Origin of the sequence: Nocardia sp. CDC159 (assembly GCF_023740735.1) — a bacterium.
GTDB classification, from domain to species: Bacteria; Actinomycetota; Actinomycetes; order Mycobacteriales; family Mycobacteriaceae; genus Nocardia; species Nocardia pulmonis.
Genome location: NZ_JAMRXH010000025.1, coordinates 1 through 25,746, shown reverse-complemented (window position 1 = coordinate 25,746; position 25,746 = coordinate 1). Strand labels below are relative to the sequence as shown.

The window sequence follows — 25,746 nt, the reverse complement described above, 5'->3', positions numbered from 1 at the left end:
GGAACACCGTTCTCGCCGAACCGGCGTTGACAGAAAATTCTGATCCTGAATTGGTTCCCCGCCTCTCGGCGGAAAGACTTGCCACGTTGCCGCCGGCCGTGACCCGGCCGCGGTTCGCGCCGCGCAGCCTGACCACGGGCATCGTGCACCTGGGCTGCGGCGCCTTTCACCGCGCCCACCAGGCGCTGGTGACCCAGCACGCCATCGAGCAGACCGGCGACCGCCGCTGGGGCATCGCCGCCGTTGCCATGTCGCGCCCGGACGTCGTGAACGCCCTGCGCGCCCAGGACAACCTCTACACCACCCTGCTGCACGACGGCAGCGACGTGCGCGCCGAGGTGGTCGGCACCATCCGCGAGGCCGTGCACGCGCCCTCGGATCACATCGGTGTCGCCCGCCGCATCGCCGATCCGCGCGTCAAGATCGTCACCCTGACCGTGACCGCGAGCGGCTACTGCCTGTCCCCGGCCACCGGACGGCTGGACACCGGCTGCGATTCGGTGCGCCACGATCTGCAGTGCCGCAGCAATCCGCACAGCTCGATCGGCATGCTGGTGGAGGGCCTGGCCGCGGTGCGCCGCGGCGGCGGCACCCCGCCGACGGTGATCAGCTGTGACAACATGACCGCCAACGGGCGTCAATTGCGCCGGGCCGTCATCGATTTCGCGGCGCTTCGCGACGATCGGCTGGCCGATTGGATCGAGCGCAATGTGCAGTTCCCGTGCAGCGTGGTGGACCGCATCGTGCAGCCGGTCACCGCGACCGATGCCGCGGTGACGCGAAACTGGTTGGGCGGCATCGAGGATCGCGTACCGGTCTCGGCCGAGCCGTTCCTCACCTGGACCATCGAGGACTTCGAGGGCGAGCGCCCGGCCTGGGAACTGGGCGGCGCGCAGTTCGTCAGCGACGTCACCGACTACGAGCTGGCGAAACTGCGTCTGCTCAACGGAACTCACATGCTGCTGGCCTATCTCGGCGGCCTCGCCGGACACGGCACCATCGCCGAGGCCAGCTCCGATCCGGCGCTGGGCGCACTGGCGCGGCAGTTCATGCTCGCCGAGCAGGGCCCGACCGTCTCGCTGGCCGCACCCGAATTGCGGCGCACCGTTGACGATCTGATGCGCCGGTTCCGCAATCCGGCCATCCGCCACGATATGACGCGGGTGGGCCGCAACGGTTCGGACAAGATGATTCCGCGCGTGATCGACGCCATGTCGGAGAACATCCGCGCCGGTCGCCCCACCCCGGGTGCGGCGCTGTTGGTCGCGGGCTGGATACGCTGGTTCGACGCCTGCGGCGCCGACGATGCCGTCATGGAGCTGATCGACGACCGCGCCGACTCGCTGACCGAGCTGGCCCGCACCGTCACCGATCCGCACCGGCGGGCGAGTGAATTCCTGCGGCGCGCCGACATTTTCGGCACGCTGCCCGAACCGCGGCGCGTGGAGCGCGAGGTCGGCGACGCCCTGGCCGAGCTGACCCGCGACGACGTCGCGAGCGTCGTGCGCCGCCGGTTGGTGCCCGAATTCGACAAGGAGTGAGGATGACTGCCGAAAAACCCGTGCAGGCCGTGGTCTTCGATATGGACGGACTGCTGCTCGACTCCGAGCGGCTGGCCATCGAATCGCTGACCCTGGCGGGCGCCCAGCTCGGCTACGATATGCCGCTCGAGTTCTGCCGCAGCCTGATCGGTATGCCCGCCGACCGCTGCCGCGAGTTGGCCGCCGAGGCATTCGGCGCCGAATTCCCCCTGGACGACTACTTCGCCCGGCACGACACCACGCTGACCGGTCTGGTCGACCAGGGCCGCCTGGAGACCAAGACCGGCGTGTTCGAACTGCTCGACGAGCTGGACCGGCAGGGTATTCCGCGCGCCATCGCCACCTCCTCCGGCCGCGAGCGCACGGTCCACCACCTCCAGGTGGCGGGCATCGGCGACCGCTTCGACGCCATCGTCACCCGCTCGGACGTCACCCGCGGCAAGCCCCACCCCGAGCCCTACCTGACCGCCGTAGCCGCCCTCGACGCCGACCCGGTCCACACCATCGCCGTCGAGGACTCGCCGAACGGCCTCCGAGCCGCCCACGCCGCGGGCCTGCGCTGCCTACTCATCCCCGACCTGGTAGCCCCCACCCCCGAAACCCGCCAACTGGCCCACCGCGTCTTCCCCGACCTCCACCAGGTGATCGACTACATCACCACCGCCAACGCGGCCACCGCCCCGGCGAAGTAAGCCTCACCCCTGCCTCGGCCGCTGGGGCGGCCGAGGCAGGGGAATTCGGAGGCGGCGCACCGCGTGATGGGTTGCGTGTCGCGCGACGGATTGGTGTGTCGCGTGACAGGGGGTGCACCGCGTGACGGGTTGGTGCGCGCGTGACAGGGGGTGCACCGCGTGACGGGGCGCGTGCCGCGTCACGGGGTTGCGTGTTGCGGACGCGGTGCGTGCGGGATGGCCTGTTGTGTGACGGGACGCGGGGTGGCGTGTTGCGTGCCGGGGTGTGTGTTGCGTGCGGGGTGGCGTGTTGCGTGCCGGGGCGTGTGCTGCGTGCGGGGTGACGTGTTGCGTGCCGGGTGGCGTGCTGCGTTGCGGGGGTGTGCTGCGCGACGGGACGGCGTGCTGCGGGTTGGGGTGTAGCGCTGCGTTTTCGGAGTGATGTGCCGCGTGATTGGGTGGCGTGTTGCGTGCCGGAGGTGGCGTTCTTGGGTGGCGGGGTGATGACCGCGTGGGGTGCGCATGTAGCAGGGCGGCGAAACGCACCGGCGTGGCATCGGGGTGGTCAGAGTTGGGTGTCGTCGAGGGCTATGACTGCTTTTACGTCGTCGTGGGTGGGTGGGAAGGATTTGGGGAGGTCGTCCAGGGGGATGCGGCGGGTGATCAGGGATTCGAGCCAGGTGGGGTCGGCTGTGGAGAGGGTTGTTACGGCTTGGGTGTAGTGGGCGGGGGCGGCGTTTACCGAGCCGACTACTACCTCGTTGTCCAGGACCAGGGTGCGGTTGAGGGTGTTCGCGTCGATGGTCAGGGTGCGGCCGCGGGGGGAGACGCCGGTCAGGCAGACGATGCCGTTGGGGCTGGTTCCGGCGATCACGTCGAAGACCACGTGGCCCACGCCGGTGGCCTCGATGACGACGTCGGGGTCCAGGTCGCGGCACAGGTCGCCCGGGTCGGTGTGGTGGTAGGTCGCGCCCAGAGCGCGGACCAGGTCGGGTTTGCGGCCGGCGGCGACGATGTCGAGGACGTGGACGTCGAGGCCGCGCTGGGCGGCGATGAGGGCGGCCAGCAGGCCGATCGGTCCGGCGCCGGTGACGAGTGCGCGGCGGGGGACGAAATAGCTGCGGCTGCCGATCGCGTCCACCTGCGCCCACGCCTTGGCCACCACGCTGGCCGGTTCGGTCAGCACACCGGTGCGCTCCAACTCCTTCGGTAGTAGTACCGCGTAATCGACGGGGACACACCACATCTCGCTGCCGTACCCGTCGAGATCCTTGATGCCGCGCTCGGTATAGCGGCCGTTGCGGCACATGTCGAACCGCCCGTGCGCGCACGCCTCGCACGGCACCGGGTCCGGCCGCCGCACCATCCCGACCACCAGATCCCCGACGGCGAACCCGCTGCCCTCGGGCGCCCGCTCCACCCGTCCGAGCGACTCGTGCCCGAGCACCAGATACTCCCGCCCCGGCGGAGCCGAGCCGTACTCGCCCCCGGCGATCTCCCGATCGGTGCCGCAGATGCCCAGGGCCAGCCCGCGCACCAGCAACTCGTCGGAATCGGGACGGGGATCGTCCACCTCCCGGACCGCCAGCGAATCCGCCTCGCCCGGAACAACTGTCAATGCGCGCATAGTCGCCCGTCCTCGATCTCGGCCGATATCGACGTGCTCGTCGTTCCCGGCGCCGCGCGACACAAACGCCCCGCGCGTGTGCCCTCGCTCGCAGCGGGTACGCGCCGAATGACAACCGTCGCCGTGAGGAGGACGTATGCGCGTCGTGATAACTGGTGCCACCGGCAATGTCGGCAGCCGGGTCGTCGCCGCCCTGGCCCGGGACCAACGAATCGATTCCGTCCTCGGACTCGCCTGCCGCATACCGCACTGGCGACCGGAGCGGACGGACTGGGCGCGCGCCGACGTCCGCACCGACGACCTGACCGCATGGTTCCGCGATGCCGACGCCGTCATCCACCTGGCCTGGCTGATCCAGCCGTCGCGACGACCGCTGGACACCTGGCGCGCCAATGTGCTCGGCAGCGCGCGCGTCTTCGACGCCGTCGCCGCCGCCGAGGTGCCGACGCTGGTCTACGCCTCCTCGGTGGGCGCGTATTCGCCCGTGCGGCATGACCTTCCGGTGGACGAGCGCTGGCCCACGCACGGCTGGCCCGCGGCCGCCTACACCCGTGAGAAGGCCTATGTGGAACGCCTGCTGGACACGTTCGAGCGCGCGCACCCCAACCGCCGCGTGGTCCGGCTGCGGCCCGGCTTCATCTTCCAGCGCCAGGCCGCCAGCGCCCAGCGTCGCCTGTTCCTGGGACCGCTGCTGCCCAATCCGCTGGTCCGTCCGGGCCTGGTGCCGATCGTTCCGGCCGTGCGCGGCCTGCGTTTTCAGACCGTGCACGCCGACGATGTGGCACAGGCCTTCCGCCTCGCCGTCACCGGCGAGGCACGGGGCGCGTTCAATCTGGCCGCCGATCCCGTGGTCGACCCGCACCGGCTCGCCGAACTCCTGGGCGCCCGGGTGGTTCCGGTTCCGGCCCGCGCGCTGCGCTCGGCCGTGGCGGCGGCCTGGCGGCTGCGGCTGGTCCCGGCCCCGGCCGATCTGCTCGACGCCTTCCTGCATCTGCCGCTCATGGACGCCACCCGGGCGCGGACCGAACTCGGCTGGTCGCCGCGGTTCGGCTCGCTCGAGGCGCTGACGGAGCTGCTCGACGGCCTGCGCACCGGTTCGGGCGGTCCGACCCCGACCCTCGCGACCGATGCGGGCGGTCCCTTCCGGGTCGACGAATTCCGTTCGGGCATAGGTGGTTTCGATATCACCGATCACCGCCTGGGCCTGCCGCCCAGCGACGGCACCGAGGAGATACCACCCGTGACCACCATCGGAACTCTCGGCTGATTCCAACCGTTTGCGCCCGCATGGCCCGGGTACGGCATCGATGGGTGGTTACCAGCCCGGCCACCCGGCCGACCAGGAGGTATCAACCATGGCACAACGCATCGAAAGCTCCGCCGACGTCGTCGAATTCCTGCTGGAGCAACACAATCGGATTCGTCAGCTGTTCGCCGAGACCGCCGCCGCGGCCCCGGAGGACCGCGAGGAGAAGTTCGTCGAGCTGCGCCGACTGCTGGCGGTGCACGAGACCGCCGAGGAGGAGATCGTTCATCCGCGCGCCCGCCGCGTCATCGACCACGGCAAGGAGATCGTGGACGCGCGCCTCGAGGAGGAGAACAAGGCCAAACACGCGCTCGCCGAATTGGAATCGATCGACGTGTCCTCTCCGGAGTTCACCGTGAAACTGGCCAAGCTGCGCGACGCGGTGCTCAACCACGCCGGGAACGAGGAGAGCGAGGAGTTCCAGCAGCTGCGCGTCAAGCTTGACCAGAGCGATCTCGAACGAATGCGCCGCATCGTGGAATTCGCCGAGAAGACCGCGCCCACCCGCCCGCACCCGGGCGTGGAGTCCGCGGCCGCCAATATGCTCGTGGGCCCGTTCGCGAGCATGCTCGACCGCGCGCGCGACGCGATCTCCAAACCGTAACGCCGATCGGCGCTTTCGCGTAGGCGGAGCACTGCCGGGTATGCCGGGGGAGAGGAGGCGATCATGTCGATCCGGGAAACCATCGAAAACGCGGTGGCACAGGTCAAGGCCAAGCTGGGCGGTTCGGACCCCCGGCCCACGCACACCAGCGACGCCGAAATCGGTGACGAGCACGGCTCGGTCACCACCGACCCCCGGACCGACGATCCCCCGGGCGAGCCGGAGTCCTCCCCCCGCGGGATCGGCGGAATGGATATCTAAAGCCGTTGACGCGAACGCGGTTTCGGCCGGTGCCGCGTGGCCTTGTCGCGGTACATGGCCGTGTCGACGGTGTGCAGCAGATCGTCGACGGCCTCGGGTCGGCGGTCGACCAGCGTCGTGCCGACCGAGGCCCCGACCGAGATCGCCCGGCCGCCCAGGGCGATGGGCTCGGCCAGGCCGCAGAGCAGCCGCTCCGACAACTCCACCAACTGTTCGTGCCCGGTGCAGTTCTCGATCAGGACGATGAACTCGTCCCCGCCCAGCCGCGCCACCAGGCCCTCGGGCGCGGCGGCCGCCCGCAGCCGCGCGGCGACCACCGCCAGCACCTGGTCGCCCACGGTGTGGCCGTGCTCGTCGTTGACCTCCTTGAAGCCGTCCAGATCCAGGTAGCACAGCCCGATCGGCGGCGTCGCCCGCGAGAGCCGGTCGAAGAACAGCACGCGATTGGCCAGCCCGGTGAGATTGTCGTGATGCGCGTCGTGCCACAGCCGATCCGACAGCGCCTTGCGTTCGGTGATGTCCACGGCGACCCCGACCAGGAAGCGCACCCGGCCCTCGGCATCGCGCACCGCCGACATGGACAGGTCGATGATGGTGTGGTCGCCGTCGGGACGGAGGTGGTCGGTCTCCAGCCGGAACCGGTCGATGGCCCCGGTGAGCAGCTGCTCGAATTGCGCATAGGCGTGGCCGATGTTCTCCATACCCAGCACGTCGGCGACCGATCGGCCCGGAATCTGCTCGACCGGAACGCCGAGCATGTCGGCCAGGGCGACATTCACGTCCAGGACGGTTCCGGTGGTCACATCGATGGTTCCGATGCCCACCGAGGCCCCGGCGAAGATCGCCGCGAACCGGGCCTCCGACAGCTGCCGCTGGGCCTGGGCCTCCTGGGCCGCGGCCAGCGCCGCGACCAGGGTGGTCTCCTGCTCGGCCAGGGCCGCGGTCCGCAGCGCGGCGGTGAATCCCGCGGCGAATTCGGCCGCGACGGTGACCGCGCGATCGCGGACGCGGTGGTATTCCGGCTCGTTTCCGGTCGGGCAGAGCACGTCGACCATATCGCGGCAGATGAACGCGACCGACCGACTGACCGCCGCCTCGTCCCGGTAGTTGACCGCGACCAGCGTCGAGGCCGCCAGCCGCGCGGCATCGGTTCCGCCGGTCCCGGCCAGGGCCGCCAGCAGCTCCTCGCCGAGCCCGGCCAGCAGGGCCTCGATCTGGGTGCGAGTGAGGGTGGGGGCCACGATGCCGTCGAGCGCCTCGGCCCAGCGCACCGCCAGCTCGTACGAACCCACCGTCGACCCCTCGCGCGCTCAGGCCTTGCGCCCGACGCCCGCCAATCCAAGCGAGCGGCCCGGGGTTTCGTGCAGGTCGCGCTCGGATTCGGGGTGCCACAGCGGTAATTCGACCACGCCGGGTTCCACGAGTTCCCAGCCGTCGAACAGGGCGGTGATGGCCGCGCGGTCGCGGAACTGGATGCCGACCCGGCTCACACTCGCCGAGTTGTGGCCCAGCTTGGCCGCGTCCTCGGGCCGCTGCGCGGAGGTCAGATGCGAGATCGCCACATGGGAACCGGCGGGCACGGCCGCGCGCAGCGCCGCCACCATCTCCGCCGGGCGCTCCTCGTCCTGCAGCAGGTGCAGGACGGCGACCAGCAGCAGCCCGACCGGCTCGGTGAAGTCGATCAGCCCGGTCTCGCCCGCGCGGGCCAGCAGCTCATCGGGTTTGCGCAGATCGGCCTGGATCGCACCGGCCCGGTCGTTGTCGTGCAGGATCGTTCGCGAATGGGTCACCGCGACCGGATCGATGTCGACGTAGAGGACCCGGATTTCGGGATCGATCGACTGCGCGACCTCGTGCACGTTGCCCGCGGTCGGAATGCCCGAGCCGATATCGAGGAACTGCCGGATTCCCGCGTCGGCCAGGAAGCGCACGGCCCGGCGCAGAAACGCCCGATTGCTCAGCGCGAGGCGGGGCAGATCGGGGACCAATTGCTTACCCATTTCCGCGGCGCGGCGGTCGACCTCGAAATTGTGCGAACCGCCCAGCAGGGCGTCGTACATCCGTGCCGGGCTCGCCTGTGTCATGTCGACGCCCTCGGGCGCCCATGCCGGCCTGTTCACTTCAAAAACCCCTCTTGCGCTTGCCGATCGAGTCGCCGCGACCGGCGACCCCGCCCCCTGCGGATGCTGTCCCCTCGATCACCCGCACGGGTGTACTGCGCATCGTAGTCGCGTTCGCCCACTGCCGGAGCGCCGATCTCGATCTTGGCCCGGTGACGGCATTCGCCGTCGGCGCTGGTCGGGACCGTCCGGGCGACCACGGATGCCGGAGGGCCGCTAGACCAGGTTGATCGAATCCAGCACGCGCGCCCCGAGCTCCGCATCCCCGCTCACCGCGACCGCGCAGGCGCGCCAGGGTATTCGGCGGGTACTCCACTGTGGGAACTCCAGTGCCAGTCCGGCGATGTGAGCCGCGGCCCCGGCCGCCCGGCCGGGGTGCACGTGCAGGCGGCCCGCGTGGGGTTCGATGCGCCAGGTGCCGCCGCCGGGGCCGGTGAGGGTGAGGGCTACCGGGGTGTCCAGCCAGCTCAGGGCCTCGCGGTGGGAGCGGGACAGCAGGGTGGTCAGCCAGCCCAGGATCGCGGTCATGCGGCGCGGGTCGGTGGGCGGGGGCGGGCGGTCCAGGGCGGGGGCGATGTCGTGGCGCAGGTGGGTGTGCCAGTCGAAGACGAACATCGCGGGCACGATGCGTAGCGGATACCAACCCAATTCGCCGATCGGAAGGCGAATCAGGTTGGGGCCGGGGGCCGTCAGCACGCCCAGCGCGCGGCAGCCGCGCGAGCTCCACGCGGCGAAATCGCGCAGCAGGTATTTCGTCGTGTGCGAGCGCCGGTCGTCCACCAGCTGATCGTTGAGGCGTTCCACATCCCGGGTGGTCAGCACCGCCGCGACCGACGGGGTGACGAGCGCGCGGACCGTGGTGGTCATGTGCAGCAGCACATCGCCGATCGACCAGCCGGGCGCGGCGCTGGGCGCGGCCCAGTCCGCCGGGGACAGGTCGCGGCAGAACTCGAGTACGGCCCGGCGCTCGTCGTACAGCGCGAGCACCGATGTCCTCATGGGATCCGGAGGGTACCGGGTGTAGATGTCACCCATGTGACGCCGGACACGGCTTGACTCAATGAGAGAAAGTTGCCTACATTATTTCATGTGGCGTGCCGCACAGTCGCGGCCCGGCAGTCGGCTCGAAGGAGAGCAGCGATGAACGCGACCATCCCCCGTCGGCATCCGGACGCGCCGCGCAAGGTCCCGGGCCTGAAGCCGTTCGCGGCGGTGCTGGGCATCGGCAAGCCCTCGCCGCGGCAGTGGCGGGAGCTGGGGGAGGCGCTGATGATCGGCGACGCGCCGATGGATCGCCTGGTCGAGTGGATGTACGCCGAGGGTATGGACCGGACGCGACCACTGTTCGAGCGAGCCCTGGCCGAGGGGATCGCCGCCGTGCCGGACGCGCCGGAACCCCTGCGCGCGTTCTTTGTTCGCTACGAGACCCCGCCGCGTTGGGTGGACTGGGACAAGATCCGCCGGGCCGAGCGGGTGTTCCGGATGGGCGGCACCGACGGCCTGTACATCGCCCGTGACGTGGCGCTGCTCGGCGGTTATCTGGCCTCCGGGTTCAACAAGACCCTGGTCCGCACCGGCGCGCTGGAGAAGGGTCCGGCCAAGCGCTTCGCCGAAACCCTGCAGTGGGCCCTGGACGTCACCTCCGACGACGGGATGCGGCCGGGCGGGCTCGGCTACCGCTCGACCATCCGCGTGCGGCTCATCCACGCCTTCGTCCGGCGGCATGTGGCGGCGCTGCCGGACTGGGACGCCGCGGAGTGGGGCGTGCCGATCAATCAGACCGATATGGCCGCCACCCTCGTCGGCGCGCTCATCTCGCCGTTCCTCGGAGCGATGCCGATGGGTATCGTGCCCACCCGGGCCGATCTGGACGCCTCCGCCCATCTCACTCGCTACGTGGGCTGGCTGATCGGAGTGCGAGAGGAGTGGCTGCCCAACGGTTTTCGCGACGCCGTGCGCATCCTCTACCACGCGATGTGCGCGATCACCAATCCCGACGAGACCACCCCGCAGCTGGCGATGCCGATGGGGGACGATCCGCTGGGCTGGCACTACCGCAATTTCCCGGCCCTGCGCGGGCGGATCGCCCGCGCCCAGCACCTGTCCATCGCGAGCGCCTTCCTCGGCCCGGCGGCCATGCGGCGGCTCGGCCTGCCCGCCTACATGCCGCCGTGGTATCCGCTGCTGCGTATTCCGGTCAATCTCACCAGAAGCGGTGCTGCGTTGTTGCTGCCGGGTGGGGCGGATCGCGCGGCCGTGCGCGGTCGCCGCGACCAGGAGGCGTTCCTGCGCACGCTCATCGGCGATCGCGCGGCCGTCATCGGAGACTCCGTGCGTCATGTGAGCCACGCGGCCTGAGTCTTTCGCGGATCAGGTAAATCCGGCAACCGGCAGCGCGCGGCGGTGCGAGCACCTACGATCCATGACGATCGGTGGGGTCGTACAGCTATGTAGCTCAGTCGTTGCCGGGCCGGTTTGCGCGGTCCGGGTGAACCGGACGATGTGGACTTGTCGGTGGGATGGGGCATGCTCTTGACACGCAGATGTCTACGAGCCCGTCCGGAGTACACCATGTCGTCCCGTCGAACCAAGCCACAACCGCTGTCCGACACCGAGATTCGGCAGATCGCCACGGATATCGCCGGTGGTCGGCCGCCGATGGTGTGGTTCACCGCGGCGGCTGTCGGCGTACCCGAGGGCCGTTCCGGAAAGGTCGTCGCGCTCGGTGATCCCGCCGAGGGCGATTTCCTCCAAGTGCGGCCCACCGGGTCCAAGGACGTGCTGTCGTTCTCGCCCACCGAGGTGACGCTGACCAAACCGGCCCGCCGCACGCCGAGTGCGACCGGGCAGTCCGCGAAGCAGACCAAGGCAACCAGGAAGGACACCGCAGTGACCATGCCGTCGACAGTGCCCCCGTCCGTCGCCCCGTCGCCGACGCCGCCGAGCCCCGCCCCGGCCGAATCCGCCTCTGCCGAGCCGAAACCGGCCGCGAGCCCCGCCGCCGACAAGCCCGCCGCCAAGTCCGCCCCCGCGGCCAAGCCGAAGGAGAAGGCCGGACCCGCCGCCCGCAAGGCCAAGACGCCGGAGGTCACCGTCACGCTGTCCGGCACCGCCGACGGTGAGTGGACCGTCGACGTGGTCAACGGCAAGAAACGCACCGTGCGCGGCCTCGCGGTCTCCGGGTCGGCCGTCGCGCAGGCGGCCAAGCTGCTGCATCCGGAGGTCGCCGAGGTGGTCGACTCGGTGCTCGAGTCGGTGCGCAGCACCCAGCGCGCCAAGGTCGAACAGCTGCAGGCCGAACTCGAACAGGCCCGCAAGATGCTCGACGAGCTGTCCGGCTAGACCGCGGTCTCCCGGCGCCAGCCGCGGCGTCCCGCGTCGGCGGGGCCGCGGTGGGGCACATCGTCGCCGAAGGCGTACCCCAGCCCGTAGGCCTTCGCGTGGTACATCGCCGAATCCGCCTCGCGCAGCAGGTCGTACACGGTGGGGTCGGCGGCACGCGGGCCGCCGCACGCGATGCCGATGCTGGCCCCGATCGACACCTCACCGACGCTGAGCTCGAACGGGGTCGCGAAGGCGGCCAGCAGCCGCTCGGCCAGCACGGCCGCCGCGGCGCGATCGGCGGCGGCGAGCACCACGAACTCGTCGCCGCCGTAGCGGGCGGCCACGTCCTCGCGCGGAATGATGCGCCGGATGCGGGCCGCCGCGTTGGCGATGAGTTCGTCGCCGACGGTGTGGCCGTGGGTGTCGTTGATCGCCTTGAAGCCGTCCAGATCCAAGAACAGCATGCACAGCGGGCGTCCGGACCAGTGCTCGCGATTGCGGGCGGGCGTGCGCAGCAGGGCGGAGCGATTGAGCAGGCCGGTCAGCATGTCGTGGTCGGCCTGATATTGCGCGCGCCGCTCGCTGCGGGCGCTGCGCACGATGGCCCGTTCGCTGCGCACCAGCACGCCGATCAGCAGCACCGCCAGCAGCGAGGAGACCACGAGCCGATCGATGCTGCCCAGCCGCTCGCCCACGGTCGGCACCAGCGAGGCCACCACCAGCGCCACCGCGATGACGCTGGCGCGCCGCCGCGACCGCTGGGCCACCACCCGTCGCGGCCGCCCGAGGGTGACCATCGTCGGATGCAGGGCCGCCAGCCCGAGCAGCGCATACGCCAACAGCATGGGGACCGTGAGCAATTCGCGATCCAGCCGTAGGGTGCCCGCTGTGCTCAGGCCGTGGCCGAGGTCGGCGACCAGGATCGCCAGCAGGCTCGCGTGCACCAGCCGCAGCGAGATCTCCGACCGGCTCGACGCCACCACCGAATGCGTGACCAGGGTGAGCAGCAGCGCGTCCAGCACCGGATAGGCCGCGCCGAACAGCAGCGCACCGGTCGGCCCGTGCGCGTGGTGCAGTACCGGTGAGATCAGAAAGGTCCACGAGGCCAGCAGCGCGCCGAGTCCGATCAGACCCGAGTCCAGGATCTGATCCGGCGTGCAGCTCTGGCCGCGCCGCGGCCGCAGCCACAAGAATGCCGCCACACCCACCCCGGCATAACCCGCCAGGGTGGCGATGTCGTCGAGCGGATGGGCGCCGCCGCCGAAATCGTCGCGCAGCAGCGCGCCGACGGCGAACAGCAGCGCGGACGCGCCGAGTGAGTACCAGGCCCACGGCACCGGCGGCCGATAGCGCCGCACGCCGATGCCGATCATGGTGATGCTCGCGAGCACGACCACGATCACGGTCGTCACCGCCACCGCCGCGGTGTCGTACAGCAGCGGCAGCGCGATGACCGCCGCGCCGGACGCGGCCAGCACGATGCCCAGCAACTTCCCGGGCGGTGCCCCCAGCAGATGCCGGGCGCCGACCACGGGCAATGCGCCGAATATCATTCAGCCCCCCTTGTCTCCGTGAAACCTGCACAGCGACTTTCACATTCGCGCGCGCGTCGACCGGTCGCTCGCCGCGAACATGAACCGAGAGGTGGTGTGCGAACAGACGAGCCGACGGTCGAGCCGCCGCCAGGATCTGGACAACCGACTTGATCATGTCATGAAAGCGCCCATCCGTGGCCCGTTTCCGCCCGACACGCTGGGCCTTTCCGCTCGGAAGCGATCCGTGTCGCGCCCGGTGTCCGGCCTCCCTCTCCGTCCTTCCCGGCATCGGTCGCGTCGGAACCCGGTCTAGTCCTGCTCCCGGAGTTCTTCCAGCCCAAGGAAGTGAGGGCGGGGCGGGCCACGCGGCGGAACCGGACCTGTGAGCGCTAACAACCCGCTAGTATCCGGACACGGCCCGACCGGTCACACCATGAACACCTCGACAGGAGAGCTGTATGCCGCCCGCCGCCGCACCCCCAGGACTGCTCGATTCGGTGCCGACCGGGGGTCCGGCACACACCCTGCTGGCCGAAGGCTCCACCCTGCGCCTGGATGCCGCGCCCGTCGACTATGCTCTGGTCGCAATCTATTTCGTCTTCGTGCTCGGTATCGGTCTGCTGGCCCGCCAGCGGGTGTCGTCGAGTATCGACTTCTTCCTGTCCGGCCGCTCGCTGCCCGCCTGGGTCACCGGCCTGGCGTTCATCTCCGCCAATCTGGGCGCGGTCGAGATCATGGGCATGTCGGCCAATGGCGCGCAGTACGGCATGCCGACCATGCACTACTTCTGGATCGGCGCGGTCCCGGCCATGCTGTTCCTCGGCGTGGTGATGATGCCGTTCTACTACGGTTCCAAGGTGCGCAGCGTGCCGGAGTTCATGCGGCGGCGCTTCGGCACCGGCGCGCATCTGGTCAACGCGATCAGCTTCGCGCTCGCCCAGGTGCTCATCGCGGGCGTGAATCTGTATCTGCTGGGCTCGATCCTGAACGTGCTGCTGGGCTGGCCGCTGTGGGTGTCGGTGATCGTGGCCGCGGTGATCGTGCTGTCCTACATCACCCTCGGCGGTTTGTCGGCGGCGATCTACAACGAGGTGCTGCAGTTCTTCGTGATCGTGGCCGCGCTGCTGCCGCTGACCCTGGTCGGCCTGCACCGCGTCGGCGGAATCGGCGGGCTGAAGGACAAGGTGACCGCCTCGCCGGGCGGCGCGGAGCAGTTGCACTCCTGGCCCGGTAACGAGCTCAGCGGATTCGGCAGCAACATCCTCTCGGTCGTCGGCATCGTGTTCGGCCTGGGCTTCGTGCTCTCGTTCGGCTACTGGACGACGAACTTCGTCGAGGTGCAGCGCGCGCTGGCCACGCATTCGATCTCCGCGGCGCGGCGCACGCCCATCATCGGCGCCTATCCGAAGATGTTCGTACCCTTCATCGTCGTGGTGCCCGGCATGATCGCCGCGGTGCTGGTGCCACAGGTGGCCCAGTACAAGGCGACCGGGCAGGGCGATGTCACCTACAACCAGGCGCTGCTGTATCTGATGAAAGAGGTGCTGCCCAACGGGTTGTTGGGCGTCGCCCTGGCGGGTCTGCTCGCCGCGTTCATGGCCGGTATGGCGGCCAATGTCTCGGCGTTCAACACTGTGTTCAGCTACGACCTGTGGCAGCAGTACGTGGTCAAGGACAAGCCGGACGGCTACTACCTGACCGTCGGGCGGCTCGCGACCATCGGCGCGACGGTCGTCGCGATCGGCACCGCGTTCATCGCGGGCAGCTTCTCGAACATGATGGACTATCTGCAGACGCTGTTCTCGTTCTTCAACGCGCCGCTGTTTGCGACGTTCATCCTCGGCATGTTCTGGAAGCGGATGACGCCGACGGCCGGTTGGGTCGGCCTGGTGGGCGGAACCCTCTCGGCGGTGGTGATTTTCGTGCTGCACCAGGCCGAGGTGTTCCACCTGTCCGGACAGGGCGCGAGCTTCCTGGCCGCCGGTGTGGCGTTCGTGGTCGATATCGTGCTCAGCGTCGTGGTGAGCCGGGTGACCGCGCCCAAACCCGCCGCGGAGCTGGTCGGCCTGGTGTACTCCGAGACGCCGAAGGAGCAGTTGCAGGACCCCGAGGCGGCCACGCTGCCCTGGTATCAGCGCCCGGTGCTGCTCGCCGGAATCGCCCTGGTCATCGTCATCGCGCTGAACATCCTCGTCGGATAAGGGAGTGCCGCAATGCTTTTCGACATTCGCACCATCGTCGGCGCCCTGCTCGGCGTCTACGGCGTCATCCTGATCGTCACCGGCCTGGTGAACAACACCGAGGCCGATCAGGTCCGCACCGGCGGGTGGAACACCAACCTGTGGGCCGGTATCGGCATGGCCGTGGTCGCCCTGGCCTTCCTCGCCTGGGTGCGGCTGCGCCCGGTCAAGGAACTGGTCCACGAGAATCCGGAAACCCCGGCGGCGTCCGAATAGGACCGCGGGTTCAGCCGCCGTATCGGGAGGCGTCGACCACCGGATCGGTCTCCGGCGCGTAACTGACCGCCGTGGGCTCGACCGGCTTCTCCTCGATCCACATCGACGGCGCCGGGGGCAACCGCCGCCAGCGCGCCCGCGGATCGGGCTCCTGAAGCGAAGGATCTGTCGTGGACATCTGCGCACCTCCCGGGTTCGTCACTTCAGGATAGACGCGCGAAATACGGTGCGCCCGATCTTGCTTTGACATCGGTGACAACCTTTAGCGTTGCCGCCGTTGTGTGGTGAGGAGGGCGAATGCTGATCGGGGAACTGGCCGATCGATCCGGGACGAGCGCCCGCATGCTGCGCTACTACGAGCAGCAGGGACTGGTGCGGGCGCGCCGCTCGGCGAGCGGTTACCGGGTGTACGACGAGGACGAACTGCGGATCGTCCACAAGATCCGGGCCCTGCGGGAGCTGGGTTTCGAACTCGCCGACGTGGGTCCGTTCGTCACCTGCCTGCGGGCCGGACATCGGTCCGGCGACGAATGCCCGGACTCGGTGCAGACCCTGCGCCGGCGCCTCACCGAGGTGGACGACGCGATCGACGAACTCGGCGCGGTCCGGCGGCAGTTGCGCAGGCGCCTGGCCGACGCGCAGACCGAACGGCAGGCGCCGCCCGCATGCGAACTCACACAACACCTTCCCGACGCACATCCGAAGGAATGTCTGTGAAATTCGCGATCAGTTACAGCACGCCGTTCAACGGAACCGACCCCGACCGACTCGCCGCCTTCGCCCGGCATGCCGAGGGTTGTGGTTTCGAATCCCTGTATCTGCAGGACCACATCGCGCTGTATCCCGGCGCGTCCTACGGCGGCGGTGAATTGCCGCCGACGCTGGCCTATTTCGATCCGCTGGACGCGCTGAGTTTCGTCGCCGCGGTCACCGACCGGCTGCTGCTCGGCACCGGCGTGCTGCTGCTGCCGTACCGCCACCCGGTGGTGCTCGCCAAGCGGCTGGCCACCATCGATCACCTGTCGCGGGGCCGCATGCGGCTGCTCACCGTCGGACTCGGCGCGCTGCCCGGCGAGGCGCGGGCGCTGGGGGTGGATTTCCGGTCCCGCGGCCGCCGCGCCGACGAGGCCATCGATGTGTTGCGGCTGCTGTGGTCGGGCGGCCCCGAAGGGGTGAGTCATCGCGGCGAGTTCTTCGACTTCGACAATCTGTGCAGCTATCCGAAACCGGTTGATGCGAGGGAACTTCCGATCCACGTGGGCGGCTCCAGCCGAGCCGCCGCCCGCCGCGCCGGTCGGCGTGGCGACGGCTACTTCGCGGGTGGCCTGCTCGCCGAGGACGAGCGCGATCGGCAGCTCGACCTGGCCCGCGAGACCGCCGCCGAGGCGGGCCGCGACCCGGCGGCGCTGGAGTACACCCGCTGGGGTTCGGCGAGTGTGTCGGTCGAGCGAGTCGAGGAACTCGCCGCGCACGGCGTGACCCGCATCGTGGTCAATCCGACCGCCGAGACAGCGGCCGAGCAGCACGATCAGATGTCGGAATTCGCGCAGCGATTCGGCCTCACCTGAGTTGCGCCGCCCGCCTGGCAGGATGGGCCCTGTTCGACCTCGCCGAAAACCGATCAGGAATCGAGAAGCGCTGGTCATCGCCCGCTAACTAGCGTCTTCAACACCGATCCACGGAGGAGGACGCAATGAACTGGAACAAGCGCATCCGGCAGACGCACCGCTGGCTGGCCGTGCTCTTCACGGCCACCGTGGTCGTCACCGTGGTCGTCCTGGCCGTGGGCGGGCCGGTCTGGATGTCCTACTTACCACTGCCCCCACTCGCCCTGCTCCTGTTCTCCGGCCTCTACCTGTTCGCCCAGCCCTACCGCACCAAGCGCCGCCCCACCCGCCCGCACACCTTCGCCGGTTGGGCCCGGCAGGCACACCGCTGGTCGGCAGTCGTCTTCACCGCGACGGTCCTCGCCACCTTCGTGGCCCTGTCCCTGCCCAACCCGATCGTCTGGGTGTCCTATCTCCCCCTGATTCCGCTCGCGGCCCTACTGTTCTCGGGCCTGTACATGCTCACGCTGACCTATCGCACCCGCCGCCGGGCGAGCGCGCCCCTGCCCAGCGGGTCCGGGGTGTAGGTCAGGGCTCGGGTGAGAACAATCGGCTCGCACGGCAGGCGCGGAATCGAGCCGACATCCTCGACGAGGTCGACGATCAATTCGACGAGATCGCAACGGCAGCGATGAAACTCCCGGACGAAGACCCGCGCGACCGCCGGGCTGGCGAGATAGTCGAAGGCGATGTCCCCCAGCCACACTCACAGATGAACGTCGCGCCCGGCTGACCGCGCGTCATCGCCGCCCACGTCGCCCGCTCGGTGCCCGGTGCCTGCCCGCTCGACGGTGACGCGGCGGTGGACCGGGCAGCTCGAGGGTGGTGAGCCACGCCGCGAGGACGAGCAGAACCGGAAACCCGAATGCGGTTCTACGGACTGGAAGACGGTGCCGTGAGTATCCGTAGCGTTGAAAGTGGCGTCATACCAGGGCTATTGCAGACCAAGGACTACATCCGTGCACTGCTGCTCTCTCCGCTCTCGACTGGCCGCCCGACCGATGCCGGGCAGCGGACGCGAGCTCGTCTGCAACGGCAGCGTCGCCTGGATGGGCCGGATCCACTCCAATTGTCGGTGGTCGTTGGCCAAGCGCCTCTGATGCAACAGATCGGAGGTCCGGAGGTTCAGAGAGAACAGCTTCGACACCTCCTCGACCTGATAGACCGATACCCGGACACCCTCGACATCCGGATTCAACCCTTCTCGGGTGCGAGCCTGAACGCATCGACCTTTCACTTACTGGACTTCGAAAGCCCACGCCTGCCTACTCTGGGGTGGGTGGAGACTGCGATCTACGGCGAGATCCTCTATGACCCGAAAAGAGTGGAGGCCCTCAGCTTCCTCCACGAAAGAGTGGAGTCCATCGCCCTTGATCGCAACGAGTCCGCACGTCTCATCGAGCAAATCGCAAGCAAGATAAGGTAGCTAGGTGCACACAGAGTGGTACAAATCGACCTTCAGTGGCGAAGCGCAAACCTGCGTCGAGATCGCTCATCGTTCCGCCGCCGTGCTCATCCGCGACAGCAAATACTCCGGCTCCGCAGCTGGCCAACCCATAATCTCCGTAACCCTACGAGACTGGGAGCCGTTCCTTTGCCTCGCCCTCGCCAACTCCTCCGGCACCCTCGGCCACGGTCTCGGTGTCACCGTGAATGTCAATGGCAGTGCAACGATCAAAACTCGCACCGTCACACTGACCTACACAGCGGAGGAGTGGGACGCCTTCCGTAAGGGCATAGCCGACGGTCAGTTCAGCCGCCCTCGGACGGACCAGTAGACCTACCAATTGCATTGCTGCCCTTGATCCTTCGCTGCCTTCAGCAGGCCGAGTACGATAGGCCGTGTGAGCACCCGCTTCTTCAAGTCGACACATAGCGGTGCGAACGGGACCTGCGTGGAGATCGCTCATCGCGCCGACGCCGTGCTCATCCGCGACAGCAAGTACTCCGGCCCGGCCGCCGACCAACCGATCATTGCGATCGCTGCGCGGCATTGGCACTCTTTTCTCGACACCGTCCGCTCCGGTGCCTCCGGCCTTGTCGCCGAGGATATTTCGTTGACGGTCGACAGTGATGGCAGCGCGAGGATCGCCGATGGCGCCGTCGTGCTGGCGTACGATGCGGCCGAATGGGACGCCTTCGTCAAGGGTGTGGCCGATGGCCAATTCGGCCGCCCGGTGGAACTGTCAGGGGTGTAGTTCTACGGCGATGGCGCCGGTGAGCAGTTCGCGGGCGCGGGCGAGGGTGACCGAGCCGCTGTGCCAGCGTTCGCTGAGGCCCTCCACCAGGGCGGTGAGGCGTTCGGCCGCGGCGGCGGGGTCGATGTCGGGGGAGATGGTTTTGGTGGATTGGGCCTGGCGGATGAGGGTTTCCACGTCTTGGGTCCAGGCCCTCGTGCTGGCCGCGAGGGGGGCGCGGAGGTCGTGGTGGAAGGTGGCGCTGGCGCGTAGTTCGCCCCAGGCGATGCTGTTGAGGCGGATGTGCTCGTCGTTCTGCAACTCCAGCAACAGCATTCGCTCGACCTGGGTGCGTGGATCGGCGGTGGTGGTGAGGGCGGGGTCGGTGTAGTGGCGGGCGGTCTGGTTGACGTGGTCGAGGGCGGCGCGCAGGATTCCGGCGCGGTCGGTGAAGTGGTAGTAGATCAGCGCGGTGGATACGCCCGCCTGCGCGGCGAGCTTCTCGACGCGCAGGCCGCGGACGCCGTCCTGGGAGATGACGCGAACGGCGGCTTCCAGGATCTGAGTTCTACGCTCGGACATGGCTTCTCACAGTAGGTGGCTCAGGCGGGATCTTGCTGGGTGGTGCAGTGGATGCCGCCGCCGCCCGCCGCGATGGCGTCGATATCGAGCTGCACGACCTGGCGGCCGGGGAACAGGCGGGTGAGGGTGTCGCGGGCCGCCGCATCGGCCTCGACATCGCCGAACTCCGGTGCGATCACCGCGCCGTTGCAGACATAGAAGTTGATGTAGCCCGCGGCGAAATCGTTGCTGGCGAAGCGTTCTCGCACCCGCGACGGACCCGCCAGCACCTCCACCCGCAGCGGGCGGCCGTGTGCGTCGGTGGCCGAGCGCAGGATGTCGAGATGGCGGCGGGTGACGTTGTGATCGAAGGACCGCGGATCGTTTTCCAGCCCCGCGACCACCACGCCCGGACCGGTGAAGCGGGCATAGAAATCGGTGTGTCCGTCGGTGATGTCGTGCCCGGCGATGCCCGGCAGCCAGATCACCTTCTCGATCCCGAGCAGATACCGCAGCTCCGCCTCGACCTCGGAGCGCTGCCAGCCGGGATTCCGATTGTCGTTGAGCACACAGCTTTCGGTGACGATCGCGGTGCCTGCCCCGTCGACCTCGATCCCGCCGCCCTCGAGGATCAGCTCGGTATGCACCGCGCGCGCCCCGGCGCGCTCGGTGACCAGTCCCGCCACCTTCGCGTCGCGCCGGTGCTCCTGTTTGTCGCCCCACCCGTTGAAGTTGAAATCCACACCGGCCGTACCGCTTTCGTCGCGGACGAAGACCGGCCCGGTGTCGCGCATCCACAGATCGTCGATCTCCGCCGCGATCAGCTCCACATTCGCCCCGACCAGGCTCTGCGCCAGCCCGCGCTCCGTCGGCCGCACCAGCATGGCGACCGGTTCGAAGCGGGCGATCGTGGTGGCCACGGCGGCGAGATCGCGCTGCACCCGGGGGAGCAGCTTCGCGCCCCAAATGTCCTCGCTTGCCCCGAATGCCATCCAGGTCCGCCGATGCGGCTCGCCCTCGTCGGGCATGCGCCGGGCCGGGCTGTCGGCGCGGGCACGACGCGCGGCGCGCGGCCGGTCGGGCGCATCGCAGGCCGTGAGCAGGCTTGCGGCCGCGGCCAGCGAGCCGCCGACGAATGTGCGCCTGCGCATCCCGTTCTCCTTCCGAATGGCGAGAGCCTAAATCCTGACTGAAAAGTTAGTCAAACTTGTGACCGGCGTCACCAACCTTTCACCGCCCTCGAATGCGCAAGCATCGAACCAATTGACTTGCCGCTCCGAGCTCTTGACCGCCCTGGTTGTCGACGCCGCTTGACCGGGATCCGCCTGACCCGCGACCGGCGGTGCCCTAGGCTGAACTCCGTGAGGCGTGAGGGGCTTCCGTTGCACGGCTGTGCGGGGGTACGCGCCAGGGTCGATCGGGACTGTCGGAACGCATGCGGGATCGTGCGTGTGTCCGGTGAGGTCGACCTGTGCGGCGTATCCGAATTCGCCACGGCCGTATACGCCGCGCTGCGGCAGGCCCGGTGGAGCCGCAGGCTGGTGGTGGATCTGCGCGAGGTGACGCTGTTCGGCGCCGCGGGCCTGCACGTGCTGGACGATCTGCAGTTCCGCTGTACCCGCGAGGCGGTGCGATTGTGGGTTCTGGCGAGCGATGCGGCGGTGATCGGTCCGCTACGCGCTACCGGTCTGGACAAGCATTTGTGCGTGGTCGCGGCGGATGCCTGCCACACGGGACGGGGCAGGTGAGCGTCGTGCACGAGATCGAATGGACGCAGCGCGAGATCTCCCAGGCGCTGGTCGTCCGCCCGAGCGGGATGTTGACGACCGCGACCTACCGCGGGTTCACCGACGCGCTGGTGAAGTACACGATCGACGAACCCCGCGCGGTGCTCGTGGAACTCGACGATCTGCGCATCGCCGCCGAACCGCTGCTGGCCGCGTTCGTGAGCGCGTGGATGCGGGTGAGCCAATGGCCGTCGGTCCCGATTCTGCTGGTCGCCGCGCACGCGCCGCTGCAGCGGTGGCTCGTCGCCAGCGCGGTGAGCCGGTTCGTACCCGTGCACACCAGCGTCACCGCGGCGCTGGCCGCCGCCGATGTGCCGCCGCCCCGGCGCTGCGCCCGCACCACCGTCGCCCCGGCCGGTGACTGCGGCCAGCGCGCGCGGCGTTTCGTCGGCGACATCTGCGACTGCTGGCAGCTGCCGGCGCTGTGTATCGCCCAGGTCCGGCTGGTCACCACCGAACTGGTCGAGAACGCGTTCCTGCACGCCCGCGGCAACGAGGAGATCGGCCTGCGCCTGGAGCTGTGGAAGAACCGTCTCACCGTCGCCGTGAGCGACAGCGACCCGCGCGAGGCCGTCCTGCGCGAACCTCGCCCGGGCGCGCATCGCTCTTACGGCCTCTACGTGGTCGCCCGCGCCTCCTGCGCCTGGGGCTGCGCCCCGCGCTGGCCCGACGGCAAGGTCGTCTGGGCCACCCTCCCCACCGAATCCGCCACCCTTGCCGGATGGCGCTCATCGCGCTAGCCGGAAAACGGCTTGCCCCAACCTCGTACAGTAGCCGCGTGGACATCTGCGTCTTCCTCTCCGCGGCCGAACTCGACGAGCGCTACACCCGACCGGCCCGCGAATTCGCCCAGCTGATCGGCAAGGGTGGGCACACCCTGGTCTGGGGCGGGTCCGACGTCGGATTGATGAAGCTGGTCGCCGACGGGGTGCAGGAGGCCGGTGGGCGGCTGGTGGGGGTGTCGGTGGAGTTCCTTCGGCACAAGGCCCGCGCCACTGCGGACGAGATGATCATCGCCGCCGATCTGGCCGAGCGGAAGGCCCGGCTGCTGGCGCGCGCCGACGCGGTGGTGATCATGGTTGGCGGCACCGGGACCCTGGACGAGGCCACCGATATTCTCGAGCTGAAAAAGCATGGCCTGCACGACAAACCGATCGTGCTGCTCAATACCGCGGGCTTCTACGACGGCCTGCGTCAGCAGCTCGAGCGCATGGACGCCGAGGGCTTCCTGCCGCGCCCGCTGGCCGAACTGCTGTACTTCGCCGACAACGGCGTCGATGCGCTGAACTACTTGGAGCGGAAGGTTTCTCGCTGACCCTGCCTCAGGCCGCGACCCGTTCGGCCGCCCGTGCCAGGGCGTCGACATCGTCGGCGGTGGTGGCGAACGAGGTGACGAAGCGGCAGATGCCCGGCCCCCAGCGATCGGCGTGGAAGCCGAAGCCGAGTCCGTGCAGATCATCGATGATCCGTTGCGGCAGTTGACAGAACACGATGTTGGCCCGCGGATCGCCGACGATGGCGAATCCGACGGCCGCGAGTCCGGCCCGCAGCCGCGCGGCCATGGCATTGGCGTGGCGGGCGTTGTGCAGCCACAGATCGTCGGCGAGATAGCCGAGGATCTGGGCCGCCTGAAAGCGCAGCTTCGAGCCGAGCTGACCGGATCGTTTGACCCGATAGGTGAGTTCGGGGGCGAGGTCGCGGTCGAACAGCACGATCGCCTCGGCGGTCATGGTGCCGTTCTTGGTGGTGCCGAACGAGAGCACGTCGACGCCCGCGCGCCAGGTCAGCTCCGCCGGAGTGCAGTCGAGTGCGACCAGGGCGTTGGCGAAGCGTGCGCCGTCCATGTGCACCCGCAGTCCCGCCTCCTTCGCGATGCCGGTGAGGCGGCGAATCTCGGGCAGCGTGTAGACGCTGCCGGTCTCGGTGACCTGTGTGATGCTCAGCGCCGACGGCTGCACCTTGTGCGGATCGCCCGCGCCGCGCCGCACGGCCGCCGCCAATTCGTCTGGATCGATCTTGGTGTTCGCGCCACCGAGGGTGACGAGTCTGGCTCCCGCGGTGAAGAATTCGGGCGCACCGCATTCGTCGCCGATCAGATGGCTGTCGCGGTGACACAGCACGCCGCCCCACGGCGGGGTGAGGCAGGCCAGGCTCAGCGCGTTGGCCGCGGTGCCGGTGTTGACCAGCGTGATGTGCACCTCGCGCTCGAAGATCTCCCCGAGCCGCCGCTCGAGACTCGCCGTCCAGCTGTCGGCGCCGTAGGGCGGGGCCTGCCCGGCCGCCGCGGCGGCGACGGCGTCGAGGATCTGGCGCGGGGTGCCCGCGGTGTTGTCGCTGCCGAATTCGGTGTTCACGATCTCTACTGATACCCGACCAGCCCGCGGCGCAGCGCCTCGGTGGAGTCGGTCAGGATGCGCCGGGAGATGGCCGCGTCGGTGAGGTAGGAACCGTGGTATGTGCCCGGATAGCAATGGAATTCGGTGTTCACCCCGGCCTGCAGCAGCCGCTGGGCGAACTCGATCTGCTCGTCGCGCAGCGGGTCGAACTGCATGGCGGTGAGATAGGTGGGCGGTAGCGCCGAGAGATCTTCGGCGCGAGCGGGAGCGGCGTAGGGGGAGACCTCGGCGGAACCGGGGACCCCCGCACCCAGGTAGTAGGACCAGCACTGCTCGTTGATGGCCCGATTCCAGACCGGGGTGTCGGTGTAGGCGCGTGCCGACGGGGTTTGGCTGCGGTCGTCGAGCATGGGAATCATCAAGCGCAGGAAGCGGATCGACGGTCCGTGCTCGTCGCGGGCGCGCAGCGCGACCGCCGCGGCCAGGCCGCCGCCCGCGCTCTCGCCGCCAACGCCGATCCGGCCGGGGTCCACGCCGAGTTCGGCGGCGTTCTTCGCCGTCCATTCCAGGGCCGCGAAGCAGTCGTCGAGGGCGGCGGGGAAGCTGTGCTCGGGCGCGAGTCGATAGTCGACCGAGATCACCACCGCGCCCACCTCCGCCGCGATCCGGCGGGACTCGAGGTCGGAATCGGCGACGGCGTTGACGATGAATCCGCCGCCGTGGAAATACACCACCCCGGGCAGCGGGCCGGTTCGCTCGCGGGGGGCGTAGATCCGCACCGGGACCTCGACGCCCGCGGCGCCGGGGATCGTGCGGTCGGAAATCTCCAGGTCGATCGGCGATCGATACCTCGGTAGCCCGGCCATCGTCTGCGCGGAATTGCGGCGGGTCGCCGCCACGTCGGCGAAGGAACCGCCCACCCGTGCGGCCGCCACCTCGGCGAGTTCCGGATCGTAGCGGTAGGTCATGGCCGCACCTCGCTTTCCACTCGCTGTTGGATTACCGACTGGTACGCCTACATCATCCCGCTCCGGTGACGCGTTTCGCCAGGTCTGAAGCTACCGAAATCGGTGAGTTGGCTCACCGCTCGGCCACTCGCTGGGCGGCGGCGTAGGCGAGATGCAGGAAGTCGGCCCCGGCCAGTGCGGCCATCGCGTCCACCAGCACGCGCGTGCTCCGGGGTGCGAACAGATGCCCGATGCTGAGCCCGGTCACCGCCCAGACGTCGAAGCAGAACGGGCAGGTGAGCAGTTCGCCGAGGCTGCGCTCGGCTCCGGAGGAGCTCTTCGGTTCCTCGTTCACCTCACCCGGGCCGCCGTCGTCGCGAGGCCGGGTGACCGGGGCCCGCAGCGGCGCGGTGACGGCGGCCTTGGTCACCAGTCGCGAAACCTTCTGTGCGGCAAGGGCGGTGGTGAAAACCTCACGCAAACCCATGCCGCGCGGAAGCTGCCGACCGGTGAGTCGTACCGCGACGGCCGTCGCGAGGACGAGTACGCCGTAGACGATCAGCACGACCCGATATCCCGTCAGTGACTGCCGCTCATCGCTCATGACCCAACCGTTCCCTTCGATCCGGCTACCGGTCCGCCTTACGTCCCCGGCTTCCCGGACATCGGCGAGCGAAACCGGCGCGGCCACCCCGCATATGCCGCACCCGTGAGCTGGCGAACCCGCGTTTTCGTGTTTGCTGCGTTTAAGCTGATCGACTAGGGCGTGTCCTGTAAGTGGTTGTGCGGGTTTGGGTGAGTCGGTGTCGTGGTTGTGTTAGCTGTATGCGGTGGTTGGTCGAGGTGAGGTAACTGATCGGGCCTGGGCTCGGATCGAGCCCATGCT

General features: G+C 69.1%; 30 protein-coding genes. 18 read left to right on the top strand and 12 right to left on the bottom strand.

Features of this window, described 5'->3' with window-relative positions; translation table 11 throughout:
- The first annotated feature begins 86 nt into the window (after positions 1-86).
- Together NDR87_RS34530 and NDR87_RS34525 are read left to right on the top strand one after the other, a co-directional pair.
- Positions 87-1,541: a mannitol dehydrogenase family protein gene (locus NDR87_RS34530; protein WP_251918117.1), complete on the top strand. Its 1,455-nt coding sequence runs from the start codon at positions 87-89 to the stop codon at positions 1,539-1,541.
- 2 nt (positions 1,542-1,543) lie between these two features.
- Entirely contained in the window at positions 1,544-2,233 is a 690-nt protein-coding gene (locus tag NDR87_RS34525) for an HAD family phosphatase (protein WP_251918116.1), read from the top strand.
- A 544-nt stretch (positions 2,234-2,777) separates the two neighbouring features.
- Here NDR87_RS34525 and NDR87_RS34520 read toward each other — a convergent pair.
- A complete protein-coding gene (locus NDR87_RS34520; RefSeq protein WP_251918115.1) occupies positions 2,778-3,839 on the bottom strand; it encodes a glucose 1-dehydrogenase in 1,062 nt (353 codons plus the stop codon).
- A gap of 136 nt (positions 3,840-3,975) precedes the next feature.
- Here NDR87_RS34520 and NDR87_RS34515 point away from each other — a divergent pair, with 136 nt between their 5' ends.
- The 3 genes from NDR87_RS34515 (at position 3,976) to NDR87_RS34505 (ending at position 6,010) form a co-directional block, all read left to right on the top strand.
- Positions 3,976-5,106: an NAD-dependent epimerase/dehydratase family protein gene (locus NDR87_RS34515; RefSeq protein WP_251918114.1), complete on the top strand. Its 1,131-nt coding sequence runs from the start codon at positions 3,976-3,978 to the stop codon at positions 5,104-5,106.
- Between the two features lie 88 nt (positions 5,107-5,194).
- Positions 5,195-5,749, top strand: coding sequence for a hemerythrin domain-containing protein (locus NDR87_RS34510; protein ID WP_251918113.1), 555 nt, complete (start codon positions 5,195-5,197; stop codon positions 5,747-5,749).
- Between the two features lie 63 nt (positions 5,750-5,812).
- A complete protein-coding gene (locus NDR87_RS34505; RefSeq protein ID WP_251918112.1) occupies positions 5,813-6,010 on the top strand; it encodes a hypothetical protein in 198 nt (65 codons plus the stop codon).
- Here NDR87_RS34505 and NDR87_RS34500 read toward each other — a convergent pair.
- From NDR87_RS34500 to NDR87_RS37540, 3 genes are all read right to left on the bottom strand, one after another.
- Positions 6,007-7,302, bottom strand: a complete 1,296-nt coding sequence (locus NDR87_RS34500; RefSeq protein WP_251918111.1) for a diguanylate cyclase domain-containing protein — start codon at positions 7,300-7,302, stop codon at positions 6,007-6,009. The genes NDR87_RS34505 and NDR87_RS34500 overlap by 4 nt on opposite strands.
- An 18-nt stretch (positions 7,303-7,320) precedes the next feature.
- On the bottom strand, positions 7,321-8,130 hold the full coding sequence (locus tag NDR87_RS34495) for an SAM-dependent methyltransferase (protein WP_251918110.1): 810 nt from the start codon (positions 8,128-8,130) through the stop codon (positions 7,321-7,323).
- 216 nt (positions 8,131-8,346) lie between these two features.
- On the bottom strand, positions 8,347-9,129 hold the full coding sequence (locus NDR87_RS37540) for a maleylpyruvate isomerase N-terminal domain-containing protein (RefSeq protein ID WP_286014388.1): 783 nt from the start codon (positions 9,127-9,129) through the stop codon (positions 8,347-8,349).
- Positions 9,130-9,270: 141 nt separating this feature from the next.
- On the opposite strand from NDR87_RS37540, the gene NDR87_RS34485 reads away from it, so the two are divergent.
- Both NDR87_RS34485 and NDR87_RS34480 read left to right on the top strand, forming a co-directional pair.
- Positions 9,271-10,488, top strand: a complete 1,218-nt coding sequence (locus tag NDR87_RS34485; protein WP_251918109.1) for an oxygenase MpaB family protein — start codon at positions 9,271-9,273, stop codon at positions 10,486-10,488.
- A gap of 213 nt (positions 10,489-10,701) precedes the next feature.
- A complete protein-coding gene (locus NDR87_RS34480; RefSeq protein WP_251918108.1) occupies positions 10,702-11,472 on the top strand; it encodes a DUF6319 family protein in 771 nt (256 codons plus the stop codon).
- On the opposite strand, the gene NDR87_RS34475 is transcribed toward NDR87_RS34480, so the two are convergent.
- Entirely contained in the window at positions 11,469-13,007 is a 1,539-nt protein-coding gene (locus tag NDR87_RS34475) for a GGDEF domain-containing protein (RefSeq protein ID WP_251918107.1), read from the bottom strand. The genes NDR87_RS34480 and NDR87_RS34475 overlap by 4 nt on opposite strands.
- Positions 13,008-13,447: 440 nt before the next feature.
- Here NDR87_RS34475 and NDR87_RS34470 point away from each other — a divergent pair, with 440 nt between their 5' ends.
- Together NDR87_RS34470 and NDR87_RS34465 are read left to right on the top strand one after the other, a co-directional pair.
- On the top strand, positions 13,448-15,190 hold the full coding sequence (locus tag NDR87_RS34470; RefSeq protein WP_251918106.1) for a sodium:solute symporter family protein: 1,743 nt from the start codon (positions 13,448-13,450) through the stop codon (positions 15,188-15,190).
- A gap of 12 nt (positions 15,191-15,202) precedes the next feature.
- Complete coding sequence (locus NDR87_RS34465) at positions 15,203-15,445, top strand: hypothetical protein (RefSeq protein WP_251918105.1); 243 nt, start codon at positions 15,203-15,205, stop codon at positions 15,443-15,445.
- Positions 15,446-15,455: 10 nt separating this feature from the next.
- Here the strand turns inward: NDR87_RS34465 and NDR87_RS34460 are convergent, their stop codons facing one another.
- The gene (locus tag NDR87_RS34460) at positions 15,456-15,623 is read right to left on the bottom strand and encodes a hypothetical protein (RefSeq protein WP_251918104.1); all 168 of its coding nucleotides are present in this window, start codon (positions 15,621-15,623) and stop codon (positions 15,456-15,458) included.
- Positions 15,624-15,742: 119 nt separating this feature from the next.
- Between NDR87_RS34460 and NDR87_RS34455 the strand changes: the two genes are divergently transcribed.
- The 3 genes from NDR87_RS34455 to NDR87_RS34445 all read left to right on the top strand — a co-directional run bounded on the left by NDR87_RS34455 (position 15,743) and on the right by NDR87_RS34445 (position 17,579).
- Positions 15,743-16,162 carry a MerR family transcriptional regulator gene (locus tag NDR87_RS34455; RefSeq protein ID WP_251918103.1) on the top strand — a complete coding sequence of 140 codons (420 nt, stop codon included), beginning with the start codon at positions 15,743-15,745 and terminating at the stop codon, positions 16,160-16,162.
- Complete coding sequence (locus tag NDR87_RS34450) at positions 16,153-17,013, top strand: TIGR03619 family F420-dependent LLM class oxidoreductase (RefSeq protein WP_251918102.1); 861 nt, start codon at positions 16,153-16,155, stop codon at positions 17,011-17,013. The genes NDR87_RS34455 and NDR87_RS34450 overlap by 10 nt, the downstream gene beginning before the upstream one ends.
- A gap of 125 nt (positions 17,014-17,138) precedes the next feature.
- Positions 17,139-17,579, top strand: coding sequence for a hypothetical protein (locus NDR87_RS34445; RefSeq protein WP_251918101.1), 441 nt, complete (start codon positions 17,139-17,141; stop codon positions 17,577-17,579).
- On the opposite strand, the gene NDR87_RS34440 is transcribed toward NDR87_RS34445, so the two are convergent.
- Positions 17,525-17,758 (bottom strand): hypothetical protein, encoded by a 234-nt coding sequence (locus NDR87_RS34440; RefSeq protein ID WP_251918100.1) that lies wholly within the window; start codon positions 17,756-17,758, stop codon positions 17,525-17,527. The genes NDR87_RS34445 and NDR87_RS34440 overlap by 55 nt on opposite strands.
- A gap of 159 nt (positions 17,759-17,917) precedes the next feature.
- Here NDR87_RS34440 and NDR87_RS34435 point away from each other — a divergent pair, with 159 nt between their 5' ends.
- From NDR87_RS34435 to NDR87_RS34425, 3 genes are all read left to right on the top strand, one after another.
- Positions 17,918-18,478 (top strand): DUF5753 domain-containing protein, encoded by a 561-nt coding sequence (locus NDR87_RS34435; protein ID WP_251918099.1) that lies wholly within the window; start codon positions 17,918-17,920, stop codon positions 18,476-18,478.
- 4 nt (positions 18,479-18,482) lie between these two features.
- Complete coding sequence (locus NDR87_RS34430) at positions 18,483-18,830, top strand: DUF397 domain-containing protein (protein ID WP_251918098.1); 348 nt, start codon at positions 18,483-18,485, stop codon at positions 18,828-18,830.
- Positions 18,831-18,896: 66 nt separating this feature from the next.
- Entirely contained in the window at positions 18,897-19,250 is a 354-nt protein-coding gene (locus NDR87_RS34425; protein ID WP_251918097.1) for a DUF397 domain-containing protein, read from the top strand.
- Here the strand turns inward: NDR87_RS34425 and NDR87_RS34420 are convergent.
- Positions 19,239-19,811, bottom strand: a complete 573-nt coding sequence (locus tag NDR87_RS34420) for a TetR/AcrR family transcriptional regulator (protein WP_251918096.1) — start codon at positions 19,809-19,811, stop codon at positions 19,239-19,241. The genes NDR87_RS34425 and NDR87_RS34420 overlap by 12 nt on opposite strands.
- A 20-nt stretch (positions 19,812-19,831) precedes the next feature.
- Positions 19,832-20,941 (bottom strand): agmatine deiminase family protein, encoded by a 1,110-nt coding sequence (locus NDR87_RS34415; RefSeq protein WP_308212187.1) that lies wholly within the window; start codon positions 20,939-20,941, stop codon positions 19,832-19,834.
- A gap of 210 nt (positions 20,942-21,151) precedes the next feature.
- On the opposite strand from NDR87_RS34415, the gene NDR87_RS34410 reads away from it, so the two are divergent.
- Genes NDR87_RS34410 through NDR87_RS34400 form a run of 3 tightly spaced genes read left to right on the top strand, consistent with a single transcriptional unit; the run spans position 21,152 to position 22,892 of the window.
- Entirely contained in the window at positions 21,152-21,538 is a 387-nt protein-coding gene (locus NDR87_RS34410) for an STAS domain-containing protein (RefSeq protein WP_308212186.1), read from the top strand.
- Between the two features lie 5 nt (positions 21,539-21,543).
- Positions 21,544-22,317, top strand: coding sequence for an ATP-binding protein (locus tag NDR87_RS34405; RefSeq protein ID WP_251918094.1), 774 nt, complete (start codon positions 21,544-21,546; stop codon positions 22,315-22,317).
- A gap of 38 nt (positions 22,318-22,355) precedes the next feature.
- Positions 22,356-22,892: a TIGR00730 family Rossman fold protein gene (locus NDR87_RS34400; RefSeq protein WP_251918093.1), complete on the top strand. Its 537-nt coding sequence runs from the start codon at positions 22,356-22,358 to the stop codon at positions 22,890-22,892.
- A gap of 7 nt (positions 22,893-22,899) precedes the next feature.
- Here the strand turns inward: NDR87_RS34400 and NDR87_RS34395 are convergent, their stop codons facing one another.
- The 3 genes from NDR87_RS34395 to NDR87_RS34385 all read right to left on the bottom strand — a co-directional run bounded on the left by NDR87_RS34395 (position 22,900) and on the right by NDR87_RS34385 (position 25,464).
- Complete coding sequence (locus NDR87_RS34395; RefSeq protein WP_251918092.1) at positions 22,900-23,931, bottom strand: low specificity L-threonine aldolase; 1,032 nt, start codon at positions 23,929-23,931, stop codon at positions 22,900-22,902.
- Between the two features lie 5 nt (positions 23,932-23,936).
- The gene (locus NDR87_RS34390) at positions 23,937-24,881 is read right to left on the bottom strand and encodes an alpha/beta hydrolase (protein ID WP_251918091.1); all 945 of its coding nucleotides are present in this window, start codon (positions 24,879-24,881) and stop codon (positions 23,937-23,939) included.
- A gap of 112 nt (positions 24,882-24,993) precedes the next feature.
- Positions 24,994-25,464 (bottom strand): DUF1360 domain-containing protein, encoded by a 471-nt coding sequence (locus tag NDR87_RS34385; RefSeq protein WP_251918090.1) that lies wholly within the window; start codon positions 25,462-25,464, stop codon positions 24,994-24,996.
- Between the last annotated feature and the right edge of the window lie 282 nt (positions 25,465-25,746).